Genomic DNA, 26458 nt, shown 5'->3' with positions numbered 1-26458 from the left:
GGAGAGCGGCCTACTTGTCCAGGTCCAGGTCGAGCATGCGGATGGCGTTGCCGCGCATCAGCTTGTGGACGGTCTCGTCGTCGAGGCCCTTCACATGGTCGAGGGCGACCTCCTTGGTGTTCGGGAAGGTCGAGTCGACGTGCGGATAGTCCGTCTCGAAGGTGGCGTTGTCCCGCCCGACGACGTCGAGCGAGGCGACCCCGTGCTTGTCGCGGAAGAAGCAGCAGAAGATCTGCCGGTAGTAGTACGTGGACGGCGGCTCGGGGATGAGGTCCCTGACCCCGCCCCACGCCCGGTGCTCCTCCCACACGTCGTCGGCGCGTTCAAGGGCGTACGGGATCCACCCCATCTGCCCTTCGCTGTAAGCGAGTTTGAGAGCCGGGAACTTGACGAGCACCCCGCTGAACAGAAAGTCCATCATCGAGGCCATGGCGTTGTTGAAACTGAGCGAGGCCTGGACGGCGGGCGGGGCGTCGGGCGAGGCGGCGGGCATCTGGGAGCTGCTGCCGATGTGCATGTTGACGACGGTGCCGGTCTCCTCGCACACGGCGAAGAACGGGTCCCAGTAGCCGGAGTGGATCGACGGCAGTCCGAGGTGCGTCGGGATCTCGGAGAACGTCACGGCCTTCACGCCCCGGGCCGCGTTCCTGCGGATCTCGGCGACGGCCAGGTCGATGTCCCACAGCGGGATGATGCAGAGCGGGATGAGCCGGCCTCCGCTGTCCCCGCACCACTCGTCGACCATCCAGTCGTTGTACGCGCGCACGCAGGCCAGGGCCACTTCCTTGTCGTGCGCCTCGGCGAAGGTCTGCCCGCAGAAGCGGGGGAAGGTCGGAAAGCAGAGCGACGCCTCCACATGGTTGAGGTCCATGTCCGCGAGGCGCGCCTTGGGGTCCCAGCAGCCGCGCCGCATCTCGGCGCGGGTGATCCCCTCCAGGGTCATGTCGTCCCGGTCGAAGCCGACGGCGGCGATGTTCCGTTTGTAGGGGAACTTCAGGTCCTCGTAGATCCACCAGTCCGTCGGCGGCCCGTCCGGATCCATCGTGATCTGGTATTTCCCCGCCACATAGGCGAGTTCGCCGATCCCGGCGGTGAGCGGCTGCGGGCCGCGCTCGCGGTACTTCGCGGGCAGCCAGGTCTCGAAGAGATGGGCCGGTTCGATCACATGGTCGTCGACGCTGACGATGCGCGGCAGTTCCGTCATGAACACCCCTCAGAACAACTGAGATCCGGACGACTGGGATCTGATGACCCGTCAGATTCCAGGCTAGCCGCGCACCTCTGGACCGACAAGAAGCGCGGGCTTACGCTCTGAGCCACATCTGACTGTCCGTCAGCTTTGATGCGGGGGTACGGAAATGAGCACCGCAGCCACCGACACGGCCCACCACCTCGGCGCGTCCCGCACACTCTGGGAACTGGTCGACCGCCGCGCCGCCCTGACCCCCGATGCCCCGGTCCTCCTCCAGGGCGAACGGTCCCTGACCTTCGGCGCGTTGCGCGACCGCGCGGAACGGGTGGCGGCGGCCCTGTACGAACGCGGGGTCCGCCCGGGAACGGTCGTGGCCTGGCAGCTGCCCACCCGCATCGAGACGGCACTGCTCACCTTCGCACTGGCCCGCATCGGCGCGACGCAGACGCCGGTCATCCCCTTCTACCGCGACCGCGAAGTCGGCTTCGCGCTACGGGAGTCGAAGGCGGAGTTCTTCGCGACGCCGGGCGTCTGGCGCGGCTTCGACCACACGGAGATGGCACACCGCCTGGGCGCCAAGGGCGTCTTCGAGGCGTACGAGAACCTGCCGGAGGCCGACCCGTCGCTCCTCCCCGACCCGCCCTCCTCGGGCACGGAGGTCCGCTGGATCTACTGGACGTCCGGCACGACGTCCGACCCCAAGGGCGTCCTCCACACGGACCGTTCCCTCATAGCGGGCGGCTCCTGCCTGGCCCACGCCCTCCGCCTGACCCCCTCCGACGTGGGCTCGATGGCGTTCCCGTACGCGCACATCGCGGGACCCGACTACACGGTGATGCTGCTCCTGTACGGCTTCCCGGCGGTGATGTTCGAGCACTTCGCCATGCCGGACGCGCTGGAGGAGTACCGGCGGCACGGCGTGACGGTCGCGGGCGGCTCGACGGCCTTCTACTCGATGTTCCTGACGGAACAGCGCAAGAACCCGGACCGGAAGATCATCCCGACCCTCCGCCTCCTGGCGGGCGGCGGCGCACCCAAGCCCCCGGAGATCTACCACGCCGTGGTCCGCGAGATGGAGGGCGTCCAACTCACCCACGGCTACGGCATGTCCGAGGTCCCGATGATCACGATGGGCGCCCCCGACGACACGGCGGAGATGCTGGCGACGACGGAGGGCCGCCCGCCGGAGGGCATGGAGATCCGCGTCGTCGACGCGGACGGCAACCAGGTCCCGGCAGGCGTCGACGGCGAGGTCCGGCTCCGCGGCGAGGCCGTCTGCCAGGGCTATCTGGACCCGCAGCAGACGGCGGAGGCCTTCGACGCGGACGGCTTCCTGATCACCGGCGACCTCGGCCACGTCCTGCCCTCGGGCCATCTGGTCCTGACCGGCCGGGCCAAGGACATCATCATCCGCAAGGGCGAGAACATCTCCGCGAAGGAGATCGAGGACCTCCTCCACGCCCACCCCGCGATCCAGGACGCGGCGGTCATCGGACTGCCGGACGCGGAGCGCGGGGAGCGGGTGTGCGCGGTGCTCGAACTCCGCTCGGGCGCCGGGGAGTTGACGCTGCCCACGGTCACCGCCTACCTGCGCGACCAGGGCCTGTCGACCTTCAAACTCCCGGAACAACTGGAGATCCTCGACGCGCTGCCCCGCAACGAGACGCTCCGCAAGGTCCTCAAGTACCAGCTCAGGGACCGCTATTCGGGCACCGTGAAGTAGAGGGCGAAGCCCCGTACCGCCTCGTCCTCCGAGATCCGGCCGTCGCCGTCCGCGTCCAGGGCCGCGACGGCCGCCTCGGCGGCCTCCGGCGGGACCCCGAGCACGCGCAGCACCCGCAGCGCCGCGTCCGTACCGACGCCGGGCCCCTCGGCCCCCGACACCGCGATGGCGCCGCGCAGGAACGGCCGCGCGATCTCCGCGAACCGCTCCGGGCTGTCCCGCAGCCGCTTCACGGCACCGGTCACGAACTCCTCGCGGGTCACCCGCTGGTCCCCGTCCACGTCCGCGATCCCGGCCATCCCCTGCCAGAACGCCTCGGCCCCCGCGTACAGCGCCTGGCCCTGCTCGGAGCGGGCCGGGACACCGAACTCGGCGAGCAGCGCCTTGGCCGCGACGTAGAAGTCCTCGCGGTCGATGTATCCGTTCCCGTCCTGGTCGAAGCCGGCGAACCGGCTCGCGATCCTCCGCTCGTCCATGCTCATGGGCCGCCTCTCGCATCGGTGGGGTGCTCCGCCTGGGAGCGTACGTCGAACAGGGGCGCGCGGAACGGGATGTGAGCCGGTTGTGGCAAGACCAGGAGAATTCCGGGACAACGTCGTGCCGACGCGCCGTGCCGGGGCGCCGTGCCGGTCACGCCGACATCGGCGCCGCCCCGTCGTCCACGGCCGCCGCGACGTCCGGGTACACGTCGAAGAGCCGCCGTACGCCGAGCGCGCCGAGGACGCGGTTCACGTGGGAGCCGTCGACCGCGCCCTGCGCGGGCAGGATCAGGCGCAGCCGGCCCTGGCAGGAGCGGATCAGGCGGCGGGCGGCGATCAGCACGCCGACGCCGCTGGAATCGCAGAACAGGACGTCGGAGAGGTCGAGGACCAGGCTGCGGCGGCCGTCGGCGACCGCGTCGTGCACCTCCTGGCGCAGCGCGGGTGACGTGACGAGGTCCATCTCGCCCGACACCTGTACGACGGCCCAGTCGCCCCGCACGCCTCCGGTCACCTTGAGCGCCACGCGCCACGCCTCTCGCTCTACGTTCTCGCTTATCCGGAACCTTCTCCTACGTTTCCTCTGTGCGCGGCTGCCCTGCCGCAGTCCGATGAAACGCCGTTGCCACCCGGCACACCTATCACATATGGCCCGAATAAGACCGAGCCGGTCACATTCGAAACAAAGCGAAAACAGCGTCGCTCTGTACGGGAAAGGGTCGTGCGTTGTCGGTGGCGCCGACTACATTCGAGTACACGGCAAGTAGTTCGGGCAGTCGGTGGGTGAGGGGGCCTCATGCCCAAGGACACTCCGTCCCGCTGGGACCGGAGGATGCAGCAGCGCCTTGCGCACGGCGAGGCCGCCGCGCTCGGCGAGCTCTACGACCGCTTCGCGTCCTTGGTGCACGGCCTGGCCCACCGCGTCCTGGACGACGAGGACGCCGCGGACCACATCACCCGCGAGGTCTTCACCCAGGTCTGGGAGAACCCCGAGGCGTACGACCCCAAGCAGGGCCCCCTGCGCTCCTTCATCGCCACGCTCGCCCACCGCCAGGCCGTCCAGCGGCTGCGCCAGACCGAGTCCGCCGCCCTCGTGCGCACCGGCCTCGGCACCACCGAGGACCTGGAGCGCAAGGTGCGGCGTGCCTCCGCCGCCGCCCGCGCCGACTACATCGTGACGTCGATGCCCGCCCCGCTGCGCGCCGCCCTGGAGCTGGCCTACTTCCAGCGCCGCGACTACCGCCAGACCGCCGCCGATCTCGGCGTCACCGAGGACGAGGCGCGCCGCCGCCTACGGCTCGGCCTGCAACTGCTCTCCACGGCCCACGACAGCGGCTCACCGCCCGCGGGCTACGGGAGGCCGGCGTGAGCGGCACGGGCGGCCAGGACCGCTTCGGCCCGTACGGCGACGGCCCCGAGGGCCCACGGGACAGCGGCGGCCCGGCGGGCGCGCCCCGCATACCGCTGCCCCGGTCCTCCGTCGAGGAAGGTGTCCGTCCGCTGCCCGAATTCCCCGAGCCCGAGCGGCCGCTCGTTCTGGAGCACCGGGTCCTCAAGTCGCTGCTCGGCGCGTGGGCCCTCGCGGCCTGCTCGCCCGAGGAGACCGCCGCCGTCGAGGACCACCTGGGCCACTGCGGCCCCTGCGCGGAGGAGGCGCTGCGGCTGCGCGACGCCGTCCTGCTGCTCCACCCCGAGGAGTCCCTCGACCTCGACCCGATGCTGCGCTCCCGGGTCCTGGAGGGCTGCCTGGCCCGGCGCCCCGCCCGCGTCCCGGTCCCCGCCTGGGCCCTCCCGTACGACGCGGAGACCGCCCGCCTCGACGCGCTGCTCAAGGACATAGGGGACGGGGAGTGGCACGCGCCGGTGCGGCTTCGCTGGTACGCGGGCCAGGAACAGGTCAGCCGCAAGACCACCGTCGCCGGGGTGATCGCCCACCTCACGAGCGTCGACGGCATGGTCGCCCGCGCCCTCGGCCTCGACGACCCCCTCGCGGCACAGGCCTCCGAGCTGCTCGGCCCGGACGCGCGCACGGAGACGTACTGGAAGGCGTCCTACTACCCGCCGACCCGCGCGGTCCGCGTGCCCTGGCGCGACCAGGCACACGCGCTGGTCCGCACCGCCTCCTTCGCGGGTTCCGACCCGGCCGACACCGAAGGCTCGGGCCAACTCCCGGTCTCGTACGGGGAGTTCGAGCTTCCTCTGCGCGACGCGATGGTCGACAGGGCCTTCGAGTGCTGGGTGCACGCCGGGGACATCGCGGACGCGGTGGACTACCCGTACGAGGCGCCGTCCCCGCGCCACCTGAACCGGATGATCGACCTCGCCGCCCGGATGCTCCCCGACTCCCTCGCGGTACGCCGCCGCTCGGGCCTCGCGGCCCCGGCCCGCGAACTGGTCACGGCCGGCGCGCCCGGTCGCAGCCTGCGCCTGGAGGTCGAGGGCGCGGGCGGCGGCGAATGGCTGATCTCCCTCGACTCCCCCGCGGCGGTGGGCTCCGCCGAGCGGGAGGTGGCTCATGTCGCCCTGGACGGCGTGGAGTTCTGCCAGCTGGCGGCGGGCCATGTGTCACCGGACGAGGCGGCCGCCGGGCAGGTCGGTGACCGTGAGGCGATCCGTGACGTGCTGTCTGCGACGGCGGCGCTGAGTCGGATGTAGCCCGCGTTCAGCCATCGTCGGCTGCGGGCCGGTGGGGGCTGGTCGCGCCCGGCGGCGGAGCCGCTCATGACACAGCCCCGCGCCCCTGAACTGCAGACGCTTCGCGTCGCATTTCCCCGACGCGAACGCGCCCCATGAGATGCCGCACCGAAGGTGCGCATCTCAGGGGCGCGGGGAACTGCGCGACCAGCCACGACGCGCCCGCAGACGCCTACGGCACCGCCCGAAGCTACGGCGCCTACGCGAAGACGACCGTCCGCCGCCCGTTCAGCAAAATACGCCGCTCCGCATGCCACTTGACGGCCCGCGCCAGCGCCTGGCACTCCACGTCGCGCCCGATCGCCACCAGCTGATCCGGCGTGACGTCATGCCCGACCCGCTCGACCTCCTGCTCGATGATCGGCCCCTCGTCGAGATCCGCCGTCACATAGTGCGCCGTCGCCCCGATCAGCTTCACACCCCGCGCATGCGCCTGGTGGTACGGCTTCGCGCCCTTGAAGCTCGGCAGGAACGAGTGGTGGATGTTGATGATCCGCCCGCTGAGCTGCTTGCACAGGTCGTCCGAGAGCACCTGCATGTACCGGGCGAGGACGACCAGCTCGACACCTTCGGCGCGGACCAGCTCAAGAAGCTGCGCCTCGGCGTCGGCCTTCGTCTCCTTCGTCACCGGGATGTGGCGGAAGGGAATGTCGTACGAGGCGACGAGCTCGGCGAAGTCCGTGTGGTTGGAGACGACGGCGGCGATGTCGACGGGCAGCGCTCCGATCCGCGCGCGGAAGAGCAGGTCGTTCAGGCAGTGCCCGAACTTGCTGACCATGAGCACGACCTTCATGCGGTCGGAGGCCCGGTGGATCTGCCAGTCCATCTGGAAGGAGTCCCCGATGGCGGCGAAGCTGGCCCGCAGCTTCTCCACGGTGACGGGGGCGTCCGCGCTGAAGTGGACGCGCATGAAGAACAGTCCCGTGTCGTGGTCACCGAACTGCTGACTGTCCTCGATGTTGCAGCCGGTCATGAAGAGATAGCTCGACACGGCGTGCACGATGCCCTGCTTGTCGGGGCAGGAGAGGGTGAGGACGTACTGCTCGGGACCGGAAGCGGCGGCGGACTGCGGATTCATGCAGAAAAGGTTCGCATACAACGGACCCCGGCGATCCGCCGTCCCGAGGACCGGACCGCCGGGAGCGGGCCCGCCCGGCGAGCCGTCAGGCCGCCCGCGTCACGATCCGCAGGACTTCCAGGGTCTGCGGAGCCGCGTCCGGGTCGTCGCCGTCGCTGGTGGCGAGCCTCACATGCGCGTCGCGCGCCGCCCGCACCGCCTCGTCCCACGCCGGGTCGTCCAGATACGCGGAGACGGGCGCGTCCGGGCCGACCTGGTGCATGATCCGCAGCACCCGCAGCACGGCGGTGTCGACGAGCGCGGCCTCCTGCGAGTCCCGGAAGATCGTCCCGACGTACTTCTCGGCGGACCAGTTGTCCAGCCAGGTGTCCTCGACGAGTCGGTACACGGCGTCGGTCACGTCCCCGTACCCGTCCACACCCGCGAGCCATACGCCCCGCTGGAAGGACGGGTCGGAGAGCATGTGCAGCGCGGAGCGCACATTGCTGCGCCAGCGCCACCACGGCATGTCGTTGAGTGGCATGCCGCCCATCCTCGTGGAGCGACGGCCGCGGCGGGAAGACTTCTCCGAGCTTTGCACGGTCATCGATCGTACGTGCCGCGCGGCGACACCCCCACCGACCCCCGTAATTCACCTCCGCGTCACCACGCGTTGACCACGGGTAACGCGCGGGTTCGGGATGCGGCGGAATCGTGCGGGTCCATGACCGGCCGGCGCCCCACCACGATCGAGCACGCCCCCACTCCCACGCTCACCCCCACCCTCAAACGCACCGTACGCACCGTGGCCGCCCTGGCCGCGGGCGCGGCCCTGCTCACGGGCTGCGGAGTCATCCCCGGCACCACGGCAGGCTCCGGCGACCAGCAGATCACCGTGATGACCTGGGCCCCGGAGGACACCGAGGCGACGAACATGGCGGGCATGCCCGCCATGGCACAGGCGTACGCCCGCTGGGTCAACGCCCACGGCGGCATCGGGGGCCGCACCCTGCGCGTCCTGACCTGCAACGACCGCAACGACAGCGTGACCGCCGCCCGGTGCGCCCGCTCCGCCGTCGAGCAGCACGCCGTCGCCGTCGTCGGCTCGTACAGCCAGCACGGCCGTGCCTTCCTCTCCACCCTGGGAGCCGCGGGCATCCCCTACATAGGCGGCTACGGAGCGAGCGACTCGGAGTTCACCAGCCCGCTCTCCTACCCGGTCAACGGCGGCCAGGCCGCCCTGCTCGCCGGCAACGGCGAACAGCTCGCGAAGCCCTGCGCGCGCACCGTCCTGGTCCGCCCCGACACCATCGCCGGCGACGAACTCTCCCCGCTGCTCAACACCGGCCTCGCCCGGAACCGGCGCCCCGCCGCGACCGACCTGCGCGTCGCCGAGGACTCCACCGACTACTCGGGCCAGGCCCGCCGGGCGCTCACCACGGCGAGCGCCGACCCCGCCGGCGACGGCTGCGTCGTGGCCGTGCTCGGCGACCGTACGGACACGTTCTTCGACTCGTTCCGGCGGATGCGCACCGACTACCCGGCCGTGCGCACGGCGACCGTCCTCGGCAGCGTCGACCAGTCCGAGATCAACCGCACCGGCGGCGCGAAGAGCCCGTACGAAGGCGCGTACGTGACCGGCTGGTACCCGGCGGCGGACGACGCGCGCTGGGAGCCGATGCGCAAGGTGATCAAGGAGCAGGCCTTCGGGGACAACCGGATCGACCCGACGGACACGGGCGTGCAGACGACCTGGATCGCGTACACCGTCCTGAAGCAGGTCGTCGAGTCGCTCGGCGGGAGCGAGGTGAGCGCGCGCTCCGTGCGCATCGCCCTCGACAAGGGCCTGCGGGTGACCACGGGCGGTCTCACGCCGTCGCTCCGCTGGGGCTACGACCACATGTCGGCGGCCGGCGAGTTCCCGCGCCTGGTCAACGCGCGGGTCACGTTCCAGAAAGTGGAGCAGGGCCGCCTCGTCGCCACCCGCAAGCGGATGGTCGACGTGACGGACACCCTGGCGAAGGCCCCGTAGACGAGGCCCCGTGAGCCCCGATCAGAGCTGGATGGCGGTGCGCTGGGTCAGGCCGTACGTCGTGGCGATCCGGTTCCACAGGGTCGCGGCGCGGTTCTTCTCCTTGGAGGCGGTGGTGCTCGCCGCGTCGCCCGCCCTGCGCTGCGGCGTGGGGCGGGCGTGCCCGTGCTTGCAGCCCTTCTTGCCCGCGGCCTGGTCGCCCCACGCGGCGTAGTGGGTGTCGGCCGACGCCGACGCCTGCCACGCCTTGGTGAGCGCGTCGGTCAGCGCGGCGTGGTCGGGGAGCTTGTCCACGGCCAGGCCGTTCAGCCGGGTCACGAGTTCCGTGCGCTGCTTCGCGGCGTTCCGCAGGTTCGTCGAGGACGCCGGCAGGTCCTTGCAGGCGCCGATGCTGGCGACGGCCCGCACGACGGCGTCGCGGCTGTTGTTGGAGTCGGCGAGCAGCTTGTCCAGCTCGACGGCCTGCGCCTTGACCGGGTCGGCCGACGGCGAGGCCTGCTCGGAGGCGGGCGCGGTCGCCGAGACGTTCTTCGACGCGTCCGTCTTCTTGTCGTCGTCACCGCCGCCGCCGAGCAGGGCGCCCGCGCCGATCCCGACGATGAGGAGGCCGACGCCGATCGCGGCGATCAGCGGCAGCTTCGAACCGGTGCGGGCCTTGCCGCGGGCCGGCGGCTCCGGCTCGTACGCGTGCTCCTGCACGGGCGGCACCATCGGGCCCTGCGGTCCTTGGTTGCGGGGATCGAAGCGCGGCATCTGCTGCGTGGCCGCGGCCCCGCCCTCCGGCTCCGTGCGGAACAGGGCGTCGAACTCGGCCGGCGGCTGCCGGTCCTCGGGCCCGCCGGGGCGCACCCCGTACGGGGCGCCGGCCTGCGGCTGCGCGGGCACCGGCGGGATGTACTGGGTGGCGTCGCTGTCCGAGACCCCGGCGCCCCCGGGCACCGCGTCGGGCAGCGCGCGCCCGAGGAACTGCGTGGCGTCGGCGGCGGGCGCCTCCGGCGGCAGCGGCGCCGCGGCCTGCTGCGGTACCGGGGCTATGTACTGGGTGGCGTCCCCGTCGTAGCCGCCGCCGTACGGGCCTTCGTAGGCGGGCGGCAGCGGCGCGGACCGCGCCTGCTCCGGCGGGAGCGCCTGGGCCTGCGGCTGCTGCTGGGCGGCGGGCCGGCCCCACTCGTACGTGGGCATCGGCCCGGCGGCCTGCGCCTGCTGCGAATCCGGTCCCCACGGCTGGCCCCAGGGGGCGGCGGGCGCGGGACCGGCCTGGTCGCCGAACGTGCCCGGCAACAGGGGCTCCGAGCCGTCGGCGGGCAGCACGACACCCTCGTGCGCCTGCCGAGCCTGCGGAAGGTGCGGACCGTCACTGTGGCCGTTGTGGCCGCCTTGTCCGCTCTGCTGCGTCACCGGGACTCCTACGTAGGGGGGACCATCGGAATCGTCGGCTCACGCTACCGGGTCCCCACACGCCTGTGCTACGCACCTCCTGGTGACTCAGCCCTCGCCGGGGCCTGACCAGCACTGTTGGCCCCTAGGCCGCCGCCTGCAACTCCACGCGCGCCCCGAACTCCCTTACCACCGGCTCCTCCCGGAACGGGTCGAGGCGCTCCTTGAAGTCCTCCAGGTACTCGACGCCGCGGTTGGAGCGCACGGTGCCGAGCAGCTCCACGGCCCGAAGTCCCGTGTGGCAGGCCTGTTCCACCTCGCGCTGCTGCACCTGAGCGGTGGCGAGCAGCACGAGACCGATGGCGCGGCGGCGCGCCCGTGACTCCGGGTGACCGTCCAACGACTCCTGAGCGCACCGCGCCGCGTCCCGCGCCTGCCCCAAGTCCCGGTGGCAGTGCGCCAGTTCGTCGGCCAGGTAGGCGTGGTCGAAGTGCGCGATCCAGACCGGGTCGTCCCCGGACCCGGACCCGCCCTCGGCCCGCTCCATCGCGGCAACGGCCTTGCTGCTGACGGCCTGTGCGGACCGCGCGTCCCCCAGGAGCGCGTGGCCGCGCGCTTCGGCGGCGTAGAACATCGCCTCCGCGCGCGGCGTCACGCGTCCGCGCGCCCCCTCCTGAGCCGCGCGGGCGAGCTGGGCGATCTCGCGCGGGTTGCCGAGCTCCGCCGCCAGATGACTCATGGAAGCGGCCAGGACGTACCCGCCGTAACCGCGGTCTCCCGCCGCCTGGGCCAGCCGGAGTGCCTGGATGTAGTAGCGCTGCGCGAGGCCCGGCTGCCCGGTGTCGACCGCCATGTACCCGGCGAGTTCCGTCAACCGCGCGACGGCGGCGAACAGTTCACGCCCCACGGCCTCCCGGTAGGAGCCCGCGAGCAGCCCGCTGACCACACTGTTCAGGTAGTGCACGACGACCGGGCGCACATGCCCGCTGCCGTACTGGTGGTCGAGGTCGGTCAGCGCCTGCGTCATCGCGCGCACCGCCGCCACGTCCGAGGGCCCGACCCGCGGCCCCGCGGTCCGCGCCACCTGCGAGTCCGGCACGGAGATCAGCCAGTCGCGGCTCGGCTCGACGAGCGCGGACGACGCGACGGAGGAACCGGTGAGGAAATCCCGCCTTCCTACGTCACTGCGCCACAGCTCGCACACCTGCTCGATGGCGCCGAGCACGGTCGGCGAGAACTGAAGCCCCACCCCGGAGGCGAGGTTCTTGCCGTTGGCCATCCCGATCTCGTCGATGGTCACGGTCCGGCCGAGCTTGCGGCCGAGTGCCTCCGCGATGATGCCGGGCGCCCGCCCGCGCGGCTGCTGCCCGCGCAGCCAGCGGGCCACGGACGTCTTGTCGTACCGGAGATCGAGGCCGTGTTCCGCGCCGCACATGTTGACCCGGCGGGCCAGGCCCGCGTTCGAGCAGCCCGCTTCCTGGATGAGCGCTTGCAGCCGTTCGTTGGGCTGTCGCGCGACGAGTGGCCGTGCGGCCATGGCGTACCCCCTGCTGTGCCCGTCGACGGTGATCGATGGATCAATGCCCTACGGAAAAACGGAAGATGCCACACGAACGGGTATGAAATGCATAACCTGCACAACCCGTACGGAGACCTCCCCCTCGTCCACAGAGGTGGCTACCCACACCCCGCTGCCGATTCGCCCGCGCGCCCCCGCCCATGCACCCATGCGCCCCACATGCGGGAACGATGCTCCCGTGCCGCCCGCGCGTGCGCCCGTAACCCCTGATGGCGGCGGGAGTTGAGAACTCCGTGGAAGAGACCATCGCAGGCACCTCGGACGTCACCTCACCCGTCACCGCCGCCGGACAGATCCCGCAGCAGCGTGGCGAATCCCTCCTCGACACGGCGGTGCGCTACGCGGAAGAGCGGCACTGGGACGTGTTCCCCGGCACCTGGCTGGAGTTCGACGAGGGCGTCCAGCGCTGCTCGTGCGGCGACGTCCAGTGCGCGTCGCCGGGCGCCCACCCCGCGCGCCCCGACTGGGCGACCCAGGCGACCGGCAGCGCCACCGTCGCCCGCCGCCTCTGGTCGAAGCAGCCCAAGGCGTCGATCCTGCTGCCCACGGGCCGTACGTTCGACGCGATCGACGTGCCCGAGACCGCCGGGTTCCTCGCCCTGGCCCGCATGGAGCGCATGGAGCTCACCCTCGGCCCGGTCACCTGCACGCCCGACCGGCGCATGCAGTTCTTCGTGCTCCCCGGCGCGACCCTCAAAGTCCCTGACCTCGTCCGGAAGTTGGGCTGGCCGCCCGCCTCCCTCGACCTGGTCGCGCTCGGCGAGGGCGGCTTCGTCGCCGCGCCCCCGACCCGCTTCGGCAGCCAGGGCGCCGTCCAGTGGGCCTGCCGCCCCACCGCGGCGAACCGCTGGCTGCCCGACGCCGAGGAACTGATCTCCCCGCTCGCGTACGCCTGCGGGCGCGAGGGCCGCCGCCCGTAGCGCCTCACGGCACTCCGCGACCGCCCGACGTATCGTGCCCGGATGACCGGGGAACCCGCAGCAGCCGTACGCGTCCACGACCTCTGGAAGTCCTTCGGCCAGCAGACCGCCGTGGCCGGCATCGAACTCACCCTGCCCGCGGGCCGGTTCATCGGCCTGGTCGGCCCGAACGGGGCGGGCAAGACGACCACCCTCTCCATGATCACCGGGCTGCTCCGGCCCGACCGCGGCACCGTGCACGTCGCGGGCCACGACGTCTGGGCCGACCCGGCCGCCGTCAAGGCCCGCATCGGCGTCCTACCGGAGGGCCTGCGCCTCTTCGAACGCCTCTCAGGGCGTGAACTCCTCGCGTACACAGGGAGGTTGCGCGGCCTGCCCGGCGAGGAGGTCGACAAACGCGCGGGCCAGCTCCTCGACGTACTCGACCTCTCCTCCGCCCAGCACAAACTCGTCGTCGACTACTCGACCGGCATGCGCAAGAAGATCGGCCTCGCCGCGGCACTCCTCCACAACCCCGAAGTCCTCTTCCTCGACGAGCCGTTCGAAGGCGTCGACCCGGTCTCGGCCCAGACGATCCGCGGCGTCCTGGAGCGCTACACCCGCTCCGGCGCCACGGTCGTCTTCTCCTCCCACGTCATGGAACTCGTCGAGTCACTGTGCGACTGGGTCGCGGTGATGGCGGCGGGCCGCATCCGGGCGCAGGGGCCGCTGGCGGACGTACGGGGCGAGGCGGCGTCGTTGCAGGAGGCGTTCTTGGAGCTGGTGGGCGCGAGCGGTCGTACGGACGAGGGCTCTCTGGACTGGCTGGGGAACAATCAAGCCCCTCCGGCGATCGAGGAGCGGGGTCCGGGGCGGAGCCCCGGGGCTTCAGCATGACGGCCCGCACCGAAAGCCTGACCCGTACCTTGGTCCGGCTCAAACTCGCGCTCCTGCGCAACGGCCTCCACCAATCCACCGGCAGACGCGCCGCGTACATCGCCTCGGCCACCGCCGCCCTCCTCGTCGCCGCCCTCCAGCTCCTCGGCCTCGTCCTCCTCCACGGCAACCCCCACGCCCCCACCGTCACCGTCGCCCTCACCACCGTCCTCGCCCTCGGCTGGACCGTGCTCCCCCTCTTCTTCCCGAGCGGCGACGAGACCCTCGACCCGACCCGTCTCGTGATGCTCCCGCTCCGCCCCGACCCGCTCGTACGGGGCCTGCTCGTGTCGTCGCTCGTCGGGATCGGCCCGCTGTTCACGCTCTGCCTCGCGGTGGGTGCGGCGTACGCGGTAGCGAGCGGCGCCGCAGCTACGGCCGTGGCCGTACTCGCGGTCCCGCTCACCGTGCTGACCTGCGTCGCGCTGGCCCGCACCGTGGCCGCCGCCAACACCCGGCTGCTCACCAGCCGCAAGGGCCGCGACCTCGCCGTCCTCAGCGGCCTCGTCATCGCGATCGGCGCGCAGCTCGTCAACTTCGGTGCGCAGCGCCTCGGTTCGGCCGGCGGCGTGGAGGCGCTCGACCCGGTCGCGGACGTGCTGCGCTGGGTGCCGCCCGCTTCGGCGATCGCGTCGGTGGCGGCGACGAGCGAGCAGTCGTACGCGATGGCGACAGCCCAACTGGCGCTGTGCGCAGGCGGTTTGCTGGCTCTCCTCATCACCTGGCGACGGGCGCTGACGAAACTCATGACGTCCCCGGACGGCTCCACGCTCCAGGCCGCCGAGCCGGCCCGCCGCAGGCGCCGCGACCCTTCCGGCCGCCGGCTGCTGCCGTCCGGCCGCACCGGGACCGTCATGGAGCGCAGCCTGCGCTACGTATGGCGCGACCCGAAGACCAAGGCCGCCTGGGTGACGTCCCTGGCCATCGGCCTGATCGTCCCCGTCTTCAACGCCCTCCAGGGCACCGGCTCCGTCTACTTCGCGTGCTTCGCCGCCGGCATGCTCGGCATCCAGATGTACAACCAGTTCGGGCAGGACACGTCCGCGTTCTGGATGGTGGCGATGACGATCGCGTCGCCGAGGGACGCGTACGTCGAACTGCGCGCCCGCGCCCTCGCGTTGCTGGTGATTACGCTCCCGTACGCGGCGCTGGTCACGCTCGTCACGACGGCGATGCTCGGCGCCTGGGCCGACCTGCCGGAGGTCCTCGGGATCTCCTTCGCGCTGCTCGGGGCGATGCTCGCGACCGGCGCCTGGTCGTCGGCCCGCTTCCCGTACTCGATCCCGCAGGAGGGCTACAAGAACGTCGCCCCGGGCCAGGCGGGACTCGCCTGGATCTCGATCTTCGGCGGGATGGTCGCGGCGGCGCTGCTCTGCGCCCCCGTCCTCGCGCTCACGATCACCCTGCACGCGACGGGCGCGGACGCCTGGACCTGGCTGCTGCTGCCGGTCGGCTCGGCGTACGGCGCGGCGGTGACCCTGCTCGGCCTCCGCATGGCGGCACCGCGCACGGCGGCGCGGCTCCCGGAGATCCTGGCGGCGGTGAGCAAGGGCTGACGGAAGGGGATGTTCCGGCGGACCCGCAGGTGTTCTCACCCGCATGCAGATCGGCGAAGCGTCCAGGATCACCGGCGTCAGTACGAGGTCGCTCAGGCACTACGAGGAGGAGGGCCTGATCGTTCCCGGCCGGTGCGCCAACGGCTACCGCGACTACTGCCAGGGCACCATCGACCGGGTCGCCACCATCCGCTCCCTGCTGGAGTCCGGGCTCCCGGTGCGGTTGATCAAGGAGCTGCTGCCCCACTTCGCGAGCAACGGGACCGGCGACCTGTGCACCCGGTTCGTCCACGAGGTACGCGACTACCGCGACCGGCTCGCCGCCCGCATCGCCGACCTCAGCGCCCAGCAGGAAGCCCTCGACGACTTCCTCACCGGGGCACACCCCGGCCGGGACGCTTGACCTTCACACCCGCGTGAACCTTCTACGGTCCCGGGCATGGAGAGCAACGAACACCCGATGCGCGCCCTGGTCCAGCACTCGCACCGCGGACCGCAGGACCTTCACCTGCGGGACGCCGTGCCCCGGCCCGTCCCCGGACCCGGCGAGTACCTGATCCGTGTGGGCGCCGCCGGGGTCAACTTCGCGGACGTCATGCGGAGCCGGGGAACCTACGCGGACGGGCCGCAGGCTCCGTACACGGCGGGCTTCGAAGCCGCGGGCACGATCACGGCTGTCGGCCCGGGAACGGCGGACCCCCTTCCGCTCGGCACCCACGTCGTCGGCACGGGGCCGGGCGCCTTCGCCCAGTACATGACGATGCCCGCCGCCGGGGTCCTGCCCGTGCCGGACGGCTGGAGCGACGCACAAGCCCTCGGCCTGGTCCTGAACTGGGCCACCGCACTGGCCGCGCTGAGACCGCTGGGAGAGATCAGGTCCGGAGAGACGGTCCTTGTCCACGCGGCCGCGGGCGGTGTGGGACAGGCGGCCGTCCGTCTCGCCCTGCACTACGGCGCGCGGGTCGTCGCGACAGCGTCACCGGACAAGCACGACACCGTGAAGGCCCTCGGCGCCGACCACGTCCTGGACAGCAGGCGCCCCGATCTGGCCGCGGAGATCCTGCGCCTGACCGGCGGCGTCGACGTGGTCCTCGAATCCGTGGGCCGGGCCACCTTCCGCACCAGCCTCGCGGCCACCAGGCCCGTCACCGGCCGCGTCATCGTGTTCGGCGCCGCGTCCGGCGACGCCGAACTCTCCACGCACGACCTCGTGTTCACCCACCAGGTCCAGATCAAGGGCCTGCACGTCGGCGCACTCGCGGAGAAGGCCCCCGGCATCTTCCGGTCGCTGCTCACCGAGCTCGACACGCTGATCGCCGCCGGCGTCTACCCGCCCGGCGACGCACAGATACATCCCCTCTCCGCAGGACAGACCGTCCTCCGGGAACTGGAAGGCGGCACGACCCGGGGCAAACACGCCCTCGATCCCTGGCGGTAGGGGAGAACGCAGACGACCCGCGAGCCATGGTTCCTCCCGTACGAGACGGTCGGAAGCCGGCCGGACGTACCGGCGGCTCGCGGGTCGGGTGACTGCTTGGGATTGGGCCGGCCGCACGCTTCGATCGCGTACTGGTCCGGCGCCGAATTCGAGATGCGACGTCGGGCCGCTAGCCCGCAGTCACCTCAGACGTCCGGTGTGCATACATTCTCCGAACCACCTCCTCTCGCTGTGGGGCACAGCCTAGGAAGCGGCGCTCCGGGACTCAACCGGTTTTTCACGCCCCGCTTTCGAGGGCGCCCGTGCCGTCCAAGGCCGCGGAGGCGATGAGGCCGCGGGAGTGGGCGGATCGGGCGCGCCGCCGGGCGAGGGCCTCGGGACAGGGCGGCCGGCCGGTGTGGTGGGCGTGGGCGCATGCTGGTGGTGTGGAGTTATCGGTTTGGTCGAAGTTGACTGAAGTCCGTGTGGGATGCGTCACGTTCGAGTTGAATGATCTGGAGGACATCGTCGCGCCGACACAGCCTGCAGGGGGTTCCAGGTGAGTGCTTCCCGGCGTAGTGGGACCGCGGACGCGCTCGGGCCGGATGAGCCCGAGCGGGACGGGGCCGATCTGTTGGCCGCGTTGCTGGACGGGATGGATGCCGCGTTGTGCGCCTTCGATGCCGATGGGGTCGTGACCCATTGGAATCGGGAGGCCGAGCGGATTCTGGGCTGGTCGGCGGCGGAGGCCGTGGGGCGGACCGGGTTCGCGGGGTGGGCCGTGCGGTCCGCCGACGCGGACGAGGTGCAGGGGCGGCTGCTCGCCGCGATGCACGCGCCGGGGCGCCAGGTGAATGAGTTCGCGCTCGTCACCAAGGACGGGGGCCGGGTGCTGGTGAGGACGCAGTCCGCCGCCGTGCTCGGGCCGGACGGGAAGCCCGCGGGGGTGTACTGCGCCTTCAGCGAGGTGCACACGCAGATCGATCTGGAGCGGTCGATCGCGTTGAGCGAGGCGCTGTTCGAGGACGCGGCCTGGGGGGTCGTGCTCGTCGACGCCGATCTGCGGCCCGCGGTGGTGAACGCGCATGCGGCGCGGGCGCTCGGGTCGGGGCGCACCGCCGTACTGGGACGACCGTTGGGTGATCTGATCTCGCACGGGGTCGAGGAGCTGGAGAGCGCGCTGGCGCACGTGCTCGCGGAGGGGCCGCCGCCGTCGCCGACGGAGGTGTGGGTGACGCTGCGCTCGGCCGGTGACGAGGGTGCGCGGCGGTGCTGGCGCAGCGGGTTCGTGCGGCTGGCGTCGCCGTTGACGGAGGAGCCGGTGCCGTTGGGCGTGGGGTGGCTGTTCCAGGACGTGACCGAGTCGAAGCAGACGGAGCAGGAGGCGGCTCAACTCCGCTTCCGGGGGCTCCAGTTGCACCGGGCCGCGCGGGCCGCCGCCGAGTGCGAGGATCCGGCCGAGGCGGCGACCGTCCATCTGGATTTCGCGCTGGCCGGGTTCGCCGACCACGCGCTGATCGACCTGGTGGTGGACGAGGAGCCGTTGCGGCTGGTGCGGGCCGCCGCGACGCCGTCGGGAGCGCCCGGCGGCAGTCTGCTGACGATGCGGGGCGCGCTGCCGGTGCGGTACGCGGAGGGGCATCCGGCGTTGCAGTGCGTGGCGCGGGCGGGTTCCGTACGGGCCGCTGCCGCGGATGTGCGGGCGGCCGAGGCGTGGGCGGCGGACCGGCAGTGGCCTGAGGGGTCGGTGTTCGGGCTGTGCGCGGTGCTGCGCAGCCGGGGGCGGACGCTGGGGGTGGTGACGTTCCTGCGGGGGTCGAGCCGGGCGGCGTTCGAGCGCGGGGACGCGACGTACGCGGAGAGTGTCGCGGTGCGGATCGCGGCGGCGGTGGATCTGGCGCGGGTGACGTCGCCGCGCGGGTGACGTCGCCGCGGGGGTGAGCGGTCTCAGCGGTGGTGAGCGGTCTCAGCGGTGGTAGAAGATGCGGTCGGCGTACTCGGCGAAGACCCGGTCGTTCCAGTCGAGGCCGCCGTCCACGTTCCCTGAGCGCAGCAGCGGGGGCTGGATGCCGCGGTCGGCGAGGACGGTGGCGCAGGTGGCAAGCGTGGACTGCATCAGGGCGCTCGTGGTGACGGTGGAGGCCGAGGCGAAGGGCGCGTCGACGCCTTCGTAGGACAGCTCCGCGTCGCCGATGTCGATCTTCGAGTCCAGGACGATGTCGCAGTGGTCGCGCAGGTACGTGCCCGAGCTGTGCCGGGGCTTCGGCGCGTCGGGCCCGGTGGCGTAGGCGAGGGAGGTCACGCCGATGACCTTCATGCCGAGCGCGCGGGCGTGCATGGCCATCTCGACGGGCAGTGCGTTGCGGCCGGACAGGGAGATGATCACCAGCGCGTCGCCGGCCCGGGCGGGGCTGGCGTCGAGGACCGCCGCGGCGAGCCCGTCGACCCGCTCCAGGGCCGAGCCGAGGGTGGCGGGCATGACGTCGACGCCGACGGCGCCGGGCACGGCGAGCAGGTTCATCAGGGCGAGGCTGCCGGCGCGGTAGACGACGTCCTGCGCGGCGAGCGAGGAGTGGCCGGCGCCGAAGGCGAAGAGGCGTCCGCCGGCGGCGACGGTGTCGGCCAGCAGGGTGCCCGCGGCGGCGACGGCGTCGAGCTCCTCGTCGCGGATCCGCTGGAGCAGGCCGATCGCGGCGTCGAGGTACTGCGCGGCGGGCTTGCTGGTGCGGTCACTCATCGGCGTAGCCCCTCGGATCCTGTGGGTCGTGGCGCTGAGCGGTCTCAGGTGTCGCGGATCACGGTGCGGTCTGGACCAGGGCTGTGTCAATACGATCCCGGGCCTCGCCGAGGGGGCTGCGGGGGCGGGGTTTCCCTGGCGCGGCACGGTTGTCAGCGGTATGCGTCAGAATTGAGGCAGGGCAGGTCCTGTCGTCAAACTCCCGCCGTCCGCCCGGAGGGCGGGGCCTGCGGCGTCTGGTGCGTGCTCTCGGCGTGCCGGGTGCAAGGCCTCGTACTGGACGTACCCGGCCTTGCATCCGGCGCGGCGAGTGTGCGTGCCAGGCGTCGCAGGCCGGGCGGGAGTTTGACGACAGGACCTGGCGCACGAGCGATGCGGTGAGCTGGTAGAAGCTGCTGCGGAGCCAGAGAGCTACACGAGGGGCACGTATGTCCGGATTGATCGACACCACGGAGATGTACCTCCGCACCATCCTCGAGCTGGAGGAGGAAGGTGTGGTCCCCATGCGCGCCCGGATCGCCGAGCGGCTCGACCAGAGCGGTCCGACGGTCTCGCAGACCGTGGCCCGTATGGAGCGGGACGGTCTGGTGGCCGTGGCCGCCGACCGGCACCTGGAGCTGACGGACGAGGGGCGCCGCCTCGCCACCCGCGTGATGCGCAAGCACCGGCTCGCCGAGTGCCTGCTCGTGGACGTGATCGGCCTGGAGTGGGAGCAGGTGCACGCGGAGGCCTGCCGCTGGGAGCACGTGATGAGCGAGGCCGTGGAGCGGCGCGTTCTCGAGCTGCTGCGCCACCCGACGGAGTCGCCGTACGGGAACCCGATCCCGGGCCTGGAGGAGCTGGGCGAGAAGGACGGGGCGGACCCGTTCCTGGACGAGGGCATGGTCTCGCTCTCCGAGCTGGACCCGGGCACGGACGGCAAGACCGTCGTCGTCAGGCGTATCGGTGAGCCGATCCAGACGGACGCGCAGTTGATGTACACGCTGCGCCGGGCGGGTGTGCAGCCCGGTTCGGTGGTCAGCGTGACGCAGTCGCCGGGCGGGGTCCTGGTGGGCAGCAGCGGTGAGGCGGCGGAGCTGGAGGCGGACGTCGCCTCGCACGTGTTCGTGGCGAAGCGCTGAGCCGCGGGGCGGTCGCACCCCTCTGACGTCCGCCGTTTCCGGGCGGGCGTCAACTGCCGTGATGTGCGGGGAAGTTGAACTGTCCCGGCGCATCCGGCACGTTCGCACAGAAAGCAAGATTCACTGTGCGGAATCGCAGCGGTCGAGCGCTTTGCGTGCCAGGCTGTCGCGTGAGGCATATGACCGGAGGGGGCCAGCGATGGACCGGCCGTTCGGGGTGCGATGCAGGCGGGGGCCGCAGACAGCAGAGGGCCCCGGCGCCTTGCGGCGCCGGGGCCTGTCCTCCCCTGTTCCGACCCGGAGCCCCGAGCTCCCAGGGTCGGTCCCCTCGGACCGTTTTCCCCGAGCGGTCCGCCTCCCGCTGAAGAGATCCCCTCGGCGGCGCCGGTCATTCCTTGAGCGTTGTCACTCGTACGAGGGGTGTTGGCGGAGAGCACCACGTTTTCGAAAACAGGTTCGATAGCGTGCACGGGTACGCGACTGCAGGCGCGACCACGAGGGGGTGCCAGGGCCTATGGCGCGGCGCATCGACGTGACCGGAGCGGGCGGGGTCCGCCTGGCGGCCTGGGAGTTCGCCGACCCGCCCAAGACGGGCGAGGCCGGCCGCTCTCCCGGGGTCCTGTTACTGCACGGCCTGATGGGCCGGGCGTCCCATTGGGCCGGCACGGCGCGCTGGCTCGCCGAGCGGCACCGCGCGGTCGCCCTCGACCAGCGCGGGCACGGCCAGAGCGACAAGCCGCCGCAGGGCCCCTTCGACCGCGAGGCGTACGTGCTCGACGCGGAGGCGGCGCTCGTGCAGCTGGGGCTTGAGCCGGCCGTCCTCATCGGGCACTCGATGGGCGCGCTGACCGCCTGGCAGCTGGCCGCGCGGCGCCCCGATCTCGTCCGCGGCCTGGTGATCTGCGACATGCGGGCCTCGGCGCTCGGTGCCGCGTCCCAGCGGGAGTGGGAGGACTGGTTCAAGGCGTGGCCGCTGCCGTTCGCGACGCTGGCCGACGTCAGGAAGTGGTTCGGGGAGGACGACCCGTGGGTGGAGCGGCCCAATCCGGCGCGGGGTGAGTTCTACGCGGAGGTCATGACCGAGTCCGCGGACGGGTGGCGGCCGGTCTTCTCGCGGCGCCAGATGCTGGCTGCGCGGTCCACGTGGGTCTACGACGCGCACTGGGAGGAGCTGTCGGCCGTGCAGTGTCCGACGCTCGTGGTGCGGGGGCTCGACGGGGAGTTGGGGCGGGCGGAGGCGCAGGAGATGGTGCGGGTGCTGCCGCGCGGGGAGTATGCGGAGGTCGCTGACGCGGGTCACCTCGTGCACTATGACCAGCCGGCGGCCTGGCGGGTGGCTGTCGAGCCGTTCCTCGACGGGGTGCTGGCGGGGCTGTAGCCGGGCCGGGGGCGCCTTTTGACTCGGGGCGCTTGGTGGGTTCGCGGCTGCGGGTGCGTGGGGGCTGGTCGCGCAGTTCCCCGCGCCCCTGAGATGCAGACCCTTCGGGCCGCATCTCATCGGGGAAGGCTGCGCGCAGCGCATGCCTTCAGGGGCGCGGGGAGCTGCGCGACCGGCCACGACGGGAGCCGCACCCGCCAACGCGCCGCCGGCCTCACGGACTGAGGCGCTCGACCCGCCACCCCGGCCCCGCCGCCACGTACCGCAACCGGTCGTGCAGCCGGTTCTCGCGGCCCTGCCAGAACTCCACCGTGCGGGGCACCACCCGGAAGCCGCCCCAGTGCGGCGGCACCGGAACCGCAGACCCGGGCGGATGGCGCCGCGCCAACTCCTCGTACGCGGCGTCCAGTTCACCCCGCCCGTCGAGGACGGAGGACTGCGCACTGGCCCACGCCCCGAGCTGCGACCCGTGCGGCCGCGAGTGGAAGTACGCCTCGGTCTCCTCCCGTGACGTACGCGCCGCCGTGCCCGCCACGAGGACCTGCCGGCCCGCCGGGTGCCAGGGGAACAGCAGCGCGACGTGGGGGTTCACGGCCAGGTCGCGGGCCTTGCGGGAGCCGTAGTTGGTGTAGAAGACGAAGCCCTCGTCGTCGTACGACTTGAGCAGCACCGTGCGGGAGCTGGGCCGGCCCTCGGCGTCGGCCGTGGAGACGACCATGGCGTTCGGCTCGGGCAGCGGGGAGCCGGGTGCCGCCGCCTGCTTGAACCAGCGGGTGAACTGCTCCATCGGGTGCGCGGCGAGGTCGGACTCGAGCAGGCCGCCGTCGTGCGGGCGGTACTGCTCCCGCATGGCGGCGGGGTCGGGTGTGTCGGTCACGCCGTCATCCTGCCGGACGGGCGGTCACGGTCGCAGCCCGCGAACGGAGTGACACATGGCACTGAGTGCCGCCATCTCTCGCCAACTGTGGCACCGAGGGCTATCTTCCAAGGGCCGGAACGGTTGAGCCCCATCCCGTTCGGGGCATCAGGGGTGTGACCGCCCCGGGAGCGCGAGCCGTGAGTGACCGCGCATCCACGCCCCGCCCGCATCAACGTGAACCGCAGTCCACGCATCAAGAGGAGCCGCCTGATGTCCGACTTCGTACCTGGTCTCGAAGGAGTCGTCGCGTTCGAGACGGAGATCGCCGAACCGGACAAGGAGGGCGGCGCCCTGCGGTACCGGGGCGTCGACATCGAGGATCTGGTCGGCCATGTGTCGTTCGGGAACGTGTGGGGGCTGCTGGTCGACGGCGCCTTCAACCCCGGCCTGCCGCCGGCCGAGCCGTTCCCGATCCCCGTCCACTCCGGCGACATCCGCGTCGACGTGCAGTCCGCGCTGGCCATGCTGGCCCCCGTGTGGGGTCTGAAACCGCTGCTCGACATCGACGAGAAGCAGGCCCGCGACGACCTGGCCCGGGCCGCCGTCATGGCCCTGTCGTACGTGGCCCAGTCGGCCCGCGGGCAGGGCCTGCCGATGGTGCCGCAGAGCGAGATCGACAAGGCGGAGACCGTCGTCGAGCGGTTCATGAAGCGCTGGCGCGGCGAGCCGGACCCCAAGCACGTCGCGGCCGTCGACGCGTACTGGACCTCGGCCGCCGAGCACGGCATGAACGCCTCCACCTTCACCGCCCGCGTCATCGCCTCGACCGGCGCGGACGTCGCCGCCGCCCTGTCGGGGGCCGTGGGCGCCATGTCCGGGCCGCTGCACGGCGGCGCCCCGTCCCGCGTCCTCGGCATGATCGAGGAGATCGAGCGGACCGGCGACGCGGAGGCGTACGTCCGCAAGGCGCTCGACAAGGGCGAGCGGCTCATGGGCTTCGGGCACCGGGTCTACCGGGCCGAGGACCCGCGGGCGCGCGTCCTGCGCCGTACGGCGCGGGAGTTGGGTGCCCCGCGCTTCGAGGTGGCCGAGGCGCTGGAGAAGGCCGCGCTCGCCGAGCTGCACGCGCGCCGTCCCGACCGCGTCCTCGCCACGAACGTGGAGTTCTGGGCGGCGATCGTGCTCGACTTCGCCGAGGTGCCGGCGCACATGTTCACGTCGATGTTCACGTGTGCCCGTACGGCGGGCTGGTCGGCGCACATCCTGGAGCAGAAGCGCACGGGCCGCCTCGTACGCCCCTCGGCCCGGTACGTGGGCCCCGCGACGCGTCCGCCGCAGGAGATCGAGGGGTACGCGGACATCTCCCACTAGCAGCCGGCCGGGCGGGCGCCCCACACCGGCACCATCAGCACCACCAGGCCCGCCCGGCTACAGCTTGCCCTCTATGTGCACCACCCGATGACCCCCGAGCCGCTCGGCGACCTCGCGCACGAACGCGTCCGTGAGCCGCGGCCAGTTCCAGAACTCGAAGCCCAGGCAGCCGAACGCGAAGTAGTCGTCGGCCCACTGCCATTCGCGCAGCGGGACGGGGACGGCGCAGGTAGGGCAGGTGATGTCCGCCGCGCCCGTGTCGTGCCAGGTCCCGATGGCCGTGGCGAAGGGCTCCCAGGCCTCGTCGATCGGCTCCCAGGAGTCGGTGACGAGGCGTATGCGGCTGGTGCAGCGGGGGCAGATGGCCGCCTGGGGCTCGCCCTGGCCGCCGTCGAAGACCGTGCGGCCCGTCTCCACGTCGAGGCCGCAGGTCCACAGCCGCGTCCAGTCCTTCATCGGGGCGGGCTCGATGACCTCGTCGGCGTGCGGTCCCGGGCGGTTGCCGGTCTCCGCGCCCAGGACGCAGTCGTCCTCCTCGGCGACGACGACGCCCCGCTCGATCAGCCACCGCTTGATCTCGGCGCCGAGCCGCTCGGCGTCCTCCTCCGTCGCGTCCAGGTCCACGATCCGCTGGAACCAGTCACCCATGCCCGCCCCTCCCCCACGATGCCCCTTGCCTCAGCACCATAGGGGCAGCCACCGACAACGGGCTCAGCCAAGGGCCCGGTCCACGATCCCCGCCCACTCGGCGACGACCCGCTCGCGGCGGCCCTGGTCGTCGGTGAGCAGATTGGCGAGGCCCAGGCCGCGCGCCATGTCGAGGAAGCCCTGCACCGTCTCCCGCACCCCGGGCCGCGTCTCGTCCGCGCCGAGCAGCTCCACCGCCATCCGGTGCGTCTCCCGGCCGACCCGCGCCTCCAACTCGGCGACGCGGCCGCCCAGCTGCGGTTCGTTCGAGGCGGCCACCCACAGGTGGAGCGCCGCCCGGAACAGGGGTCCCGTATAGAGGTCGACGAGCGCCGCGACCGCCTCGGCCCTGCCCTGCGGCCGCAGCCCGCGCAGCGCCACCGAGCGCTGTTCGGCGACGTACTCGACGGCCGCGGTGAACAGGTCCTCGCGGGTCGGGAAGTGGTGCTGGGCCGCGCCGCGCGAGACACCGGCGTGCTCGGCGACGACGGAGACCGTGGATCCTGACCAGCCGCGTGCGGCGAGGCACGCGACGGCGGACTCCAGGAGTCTTTGCCGGGTGGCGCGCGAGCGGTCCTGCTTCGGTGGCGTCGCGGTGCGCGGGGTCACAACACCCATGCGGGGTCCCGTCGTTCGAGGAAGGCCGTCATCCCTTCGCGGGCCGCGTCGGTGGCGAACAGCCGTGCCGACAGCGCTGTCAGCGGCTCCGCGTCCCGGTCGAAGGCTTCCAGGACCTTAACCGTGAGCAGTTGTTTCGTCTCCTCCAGGGCCTGCGGGGACGCCCGCCGAAGCCCGTCGAGCACGGGTTCCAGGGCGACGTCCACCTCGTCGGCCGCCGCCGTCACGAGCCCGATCCGCGCCGCCTCCGCCGCGTCGAACCGCTCCCCGGTGAGGTAGTAGCGGGCCACGGCGCGCGGGTCGAGGCGGGGCAGCAGCGGCAGGGAGATCACCGCGGGCGCCACCCCGATCCGCACCTCCGTGAACGCGAACGACGATCCGGCCGAGGCCACCGCGATGTCGCACGCCCCGAGCAGCCCGAGCCCGCCGGCCCGCACATGCCCGTCGACCCGCGCGACGACCGGTTTGCGCAGGGCGACGATCTGCCGCAGCAGGCCGACGAGCGCGTCCGGGTCGGGCGGGTCGCGCAGGTCGGCGCCCGCGCAGAACGTGGTGCCGCTGTGCGTGACGACCACGGCCCGCACGTCACCGTCCTTCTCGGCCCGCCCGAGCCGCGCGGCGAGTTCGCCGACGAGCGCCGACGACAGGGCGTTGCGGTTGGCGGGCGAGTCGAGCGTGAGGGTGGTGACGCCGCGGGCGTGCCCGTAGTGCACGAGGTTCTCGGCCAGTCTTTCCGTTGCCATGAA

At 72.2% G+C, this 26458-nt stretch carries 25 protein-coding genes; 13 read left to right on the top strand and 12 right to left on the bottom strand.

The window, feature by feature from the left end; all coding sequences use genetic code 11:
• Positions 1 to 10 precede the first annotated feature (10 nt).
• Positions 11 to 1204, bottom strand: coding sequence for an amidohydrolase family protein (locus AB0L37_RS06830; RefSeq protein ID WP_365501102.1), 1194 nt, complete (start codon positions 1202 to 1204; stop codon positions 11 to 13).
• Positions 1205 to 1358: 154 nt separating this feature from the next.
• On the opposite strand from AB0L37_RS06830, the gene AB0L37_RS06825 reads away from it, so the two are divergent.
• Entirely contained in the window at positions 1359 to 2915 is a 1557-nt protein-coding gene (locus AB0L37_RS06825; RefSeq protein WP_365501101.1) for an AMP-binding protein, read from the top strand.
• Here AB0L37_RS06825 and AB0L37_RS06820 read toward each other — a convergent pair.
• Positions 2894 to 3391, bottom strand: a complete 498-nt coding sequence (locus AB0L37_RS06820; protein WP_365501099.1) for an EF-hand domain-containing protein — start codon at positions 3389 to 3391, stop codon at positions 2894 to 2896. The two genes, AB0L37_RS06825 and AB0L37_RS06820, sit on opposite strands and share 22 nt — an antisense overlap.
• Before the next feature lie 154 nt (positions 3392 to 3545).
• Entirely contained in the window at positions 3546 to 3920 is a 375-nt protein-coding gene (locus AB0L37_RS06815; RefSeq protein WP_365501097.1) for an STAS domain-containing protein, read from the bottom strand.
• A 270-nt stretch (positions 3921 to 4190) separates the two neighbouring features.
• On the opposite strand from AB0L37_RS06815, the gene AB0L37_RS06810 reads away from it, so the two are divergent.
• Both AB0L37_RS06810 and AB0L37_RS06805 read left to right on the top strand, forming a co-directional pair.
• A complete protein-coding gene (locus tag AB0L37_RS06810; RefSeq protein ID WP_365501095.1) occupies positions 4191 to 4763 on the top strand; it encodes a sigma-70 family RNA polymerase sigma factor in 573 nt (190 codons plus the stop codon).
• Complete coding sequence (locus AB0L37_RS06805) at positions 4760 to 6049, top strand: zf-HC2 domain-containing protein (RefSeq protein ID WP_365501093.1); 1290 nt, start codon at positions 4760 to 4762, stop codon at positions 6047 to 6049. Before AB0L37_RS06810 ends, AB0L37_RS06805 begins: the two co-directional genes overlap by 4 nt.
• Positions 6050 to 6287: 238 nt before the next feature.
• On the opposite strand, the gene purU is transcribed toward AB0L37_RS06805, so the two are convergent.
• The gene (gene purU / locus AB0L37_RS06800) at positions 6288 to 7166 is read right to left on the bottom strand and encodes a formyltetrahydrofolate deformylase (protein ID WP_365501091.1); all 879 of its coding nucleotides are present in this window, start codon (positions 7164 to 7166) and stop codon (positions 6288 to 6290) included.
• 85 nt (positions 7167 to 7251) lie between these two features.
• Positions 7252 to 7752, bottom strand: coding sequence for a hypothetical protein (locus tag AB0L37_RS06795; protein WP_365501089.1), 501 nt, complete (start codon positions 7750 to 7752; stop codon positions 7252 to 7254).
• Between the two features lie 117 nt (positions 7753 to 7869).
• Between AB0L37_RS06795 and AB0L37_RS06790 the strand changes: the two genes are divergently transcribed.
• A complete protein-coding gene (locus AB0L37_RS06790; RefSeq protein WP_365501087.1) occupies positions 7870 to 9177 on the top strand; it encodes an ABC transporter substrate-binding protein in 1308 nt (435 codons plus the stop codon).
• Positions 9178 to 9198: 21 nt separating this feature from the next.
• On the opposite strand, the gene AB0L37_RS06785 is transcribed toward AB0L37_RS06790, so the two are convergent.
• Together AB0L37_RS06785 and AB0L37_RS06780 are read right to left on the bottom strand one after the other, a co-directional pair.
• Complete coding sequence (locus AB0L37_RS06785) at positions 9199 to 10488, bottom strand: hypothetical protein (RefSeq protein ID WP_365501446.1); 1290 nt, start codon at positions 10486 to 10488, stop codon at positions 9199 to 9201.
• A gap of 211 nt (positions 10489 to 10699) precedes the next feature.
• Positions 10700 to 12091 carry a transcriptional regulator gene (locus tag AB0L37_RS06780; protein WP_365501086.1) on the bottom strand — a complete coding sequence of 464 codons (1392 nt, stop codon included), beginning with the start codon at positions 12089 to 12091 and terminating at the stop codon, positions 10700 to 10702.
• A 275-nt stretch (positions 12092 to 12366) separates the two neighbouring features.
• Between AB0L37_RS06780 and AB0L37_RS06775 the strand changes: the two genes are divergently transcribed.
• From AB0L37_RS06775 to AB0L37_RS06750, 6 genes are all read left to right on the top strand, one after another.
• Positions 12367 to 13053 (top strand): bifunctional DNA primase/polymerase, encoded by a 687-nt coding sequence (locus AB0L37_RS06775; RefSeq protein ID WP_365501084.1) that lies wholly within the window; start codon positions 12367 to 12369, stop codon positions 13051 to 13053.
• A 42-nt stretch (positions 13054 to 13095) separates the two neighbouring features.
• A complete protein-coding gene (locus tag AB0L37_RS06770) occupies positions 13096 to 13929 on the top strand; it encodes an ABC transporter ATP-binding protein (RefSeq protein ID WP_365501082.1) in 834 nt (277 codons plus the stop codon).
• Positions 13926 to 15524 (top strand): transporter, encoded by a 1599-nt coding sequence (locus AB0L37_RS06765; RefSeq protein WP_365501080.1) that lies wholly within the window; start codon positions 13926 to 13928, stop codon positions 15522 to 15524. Before AB0L37_RS06770 ends, AB0L37_RS06765 begins: the two co-directional genes overlap by 4 nt.
• Positions 15525 to 15567: 43 nt before the next feature.
• On the top strand, positions 15568 to 15927 hold the full coding sequence (locus tag AB0L37_RS06760; RefSeq protein WP_365501078.1) for a MerR family transcriptional regulator: 360 nt from the start codon (positions 15568 to 15570) through the stop codon (positions 15925 to 15927).
• A gap of 36 nt (positions 15928 to 15963) precedes the next feature.
• A complete protein-coding gene (locus AB0L37_RS06755) occupies positions 15964 to 16962 on the top strand; it encodes an NADPH:quinone oxidoreductase family protein (protein WP_365501076.1) in 999 nt (332 codons plus the stop codon).
• Positions 16963 to 17500: 538 nt separating this feature from the next.
• Complete coding sequence (locus tag AB0L37_RS06750; RefSeq protein ID WP_365501074.1) at positions 17501 to 18865, top strand: PAS domain-containing protein; 1365 nt, start codon at positions 17501 to 17503, stop codon at positions 18863 to 18865.
• Between the two features lie 42 nt (positions 18866 to 18907).
• Here the strand turns inward: AB0L37_RS06750 and AB0L37_RS06745 are convergent, their stop codons facing one another.
• Positions 18908 to 19678 (bottom strand): SIS domain-containing protein, encoded by a 771-nt coding sequence (locus AB0L37_RS06745; protein ID WP_365501072.1) that lies wholly within the window; start codon positions 19676 to 19678, stop codon positions 18908 to 18910.
• A 428-nt stretch (positions 19679 to 20106) separates the two neighbouring features.
• Between AB0L37_RS06745 and AB0L37_RS06740 the strand changes: the two genes are divergently transcribed.
• Together AB0L37_RS06740 and AB0L37_RS06735 are read left to right on the top strand one after the other, a co-directional pair.
• The gene (locus tag AB0L37_RS06740; RefSeq protein WP_365501070.1) at positions 20107 to 20799 is read left to right on the top strand and encodes a metal-dependent transcriptional regulator; all 693 of its coding nucleotides are present in this window, start codon (positions 20107 to 20109) and stop codon (positions 20797 to 20799) included.
• Between the two features lie 514 nt (positions 20800 to 21313).
• The gene (locus tag AB0L37_RS06735) at positions 21314 to 22177 is read left to right on the top strand and encodes an alpha/beta hydrolase (RefSeq protein ID WP_365501068.1); all 864 of its coding nucleotides are present in this window, start codon (positions 21314 to 21316) and stop codon (positions 22175 to 22177) included.
• Positions 22178 to 22391: 214 nt separating this feature from the next.
• Here the strand turns inward: AB0L37_RS06735 and pdxH are convergent, their stop codons facing one another.
• Positions 22392 to 23027, bottom strand: a complete 636-nt coding sequence (gene pdxH, locus AB0L37_RS06730) for a pyridoxamine 5'-phosphate oxidase (RefSeq protein WP_365501444.1) — start codon at positions 23025 to 23027, stop codon at positions 22392 to 22394.
• 279 nt (positions 23028 to 23306) lie between these two features.
• On the opposite strand from pdxH, the gene AB0L37_RS06725 reads away from it, so the two are divergent.
• Positions 23307 to 24407, top strand: a complete 1101-nt coding sequence (locus tag AB0L37_RS06725) for a citrate synthase 2 (RefSeq protein WP_365501066.1) — start codon at positions 23307 to 23309, stop codon at positions 24405 to 24407.
• 57 nt (positions 24408 to 24464) lie between these two features.
• Here the strand turns inward: AB0L37_RS06725 and AB0L37_RS06720 are convergent, their stop codons facing one another.
• From AB0L37_RS06720 to AB0L37_RS06710, 3 genes are all read right to left on the bottom strand, one after another.
• Positions 24465 to 25055 carry a hypothetical protein gene (locus AB0L37_RS06720; protein ID WP_365501064.1) on the bottom strand — a complete coding sequence of 197 codons (591 nt, stop codon included), beginning with the start codon at positions 25053 to 25055 and terminating at the stop codon, positions 24465 to 24467.
• 63 nt (positions 25056 to 25118) lie between these two features.
• Entirely contained in the window at positions 25119 to 25712 is a 594-nt protein-coding gene (locus tag AB0L37_RS06715) for a TetR/AcrR family transcriptional regulator (protein WP_365501062.1), read from the bottom strand.
• Positions 25700 to 26455 carry an enoyl-CoA hydratase family protein gene (locus AB0L37_RS06710; protein WP_365501060.1) on the bottom strand — a complete coding sequence of 252 codons (756 nt, stop codon included), beginning with the start codon at positions 26453 to 26455 and terminating at the stop codon, positions 25700 to 25702. The genes AB0L37_RS06715 and AB0L37_RS06710 overlap by 13 nt, the downstream gene beginning before the upstream one ends.
• Between the last annotated feature and the right edge of the window lie 3 nt (positions 26456 to 26458).

The sequence above is a fragment of the Streptomyces sp. NPDC052225 genome (genome assembly GCF_040679615.1).
Taxonomy (GTDB): Bacteria; Actinomycetota; Actinomycetes; order Streptomycetales; family Streptomycetaceae; genus Streptomyces.
This window is presented reverse-complemented; position numbering and strand designations above follow the sequence as displayed.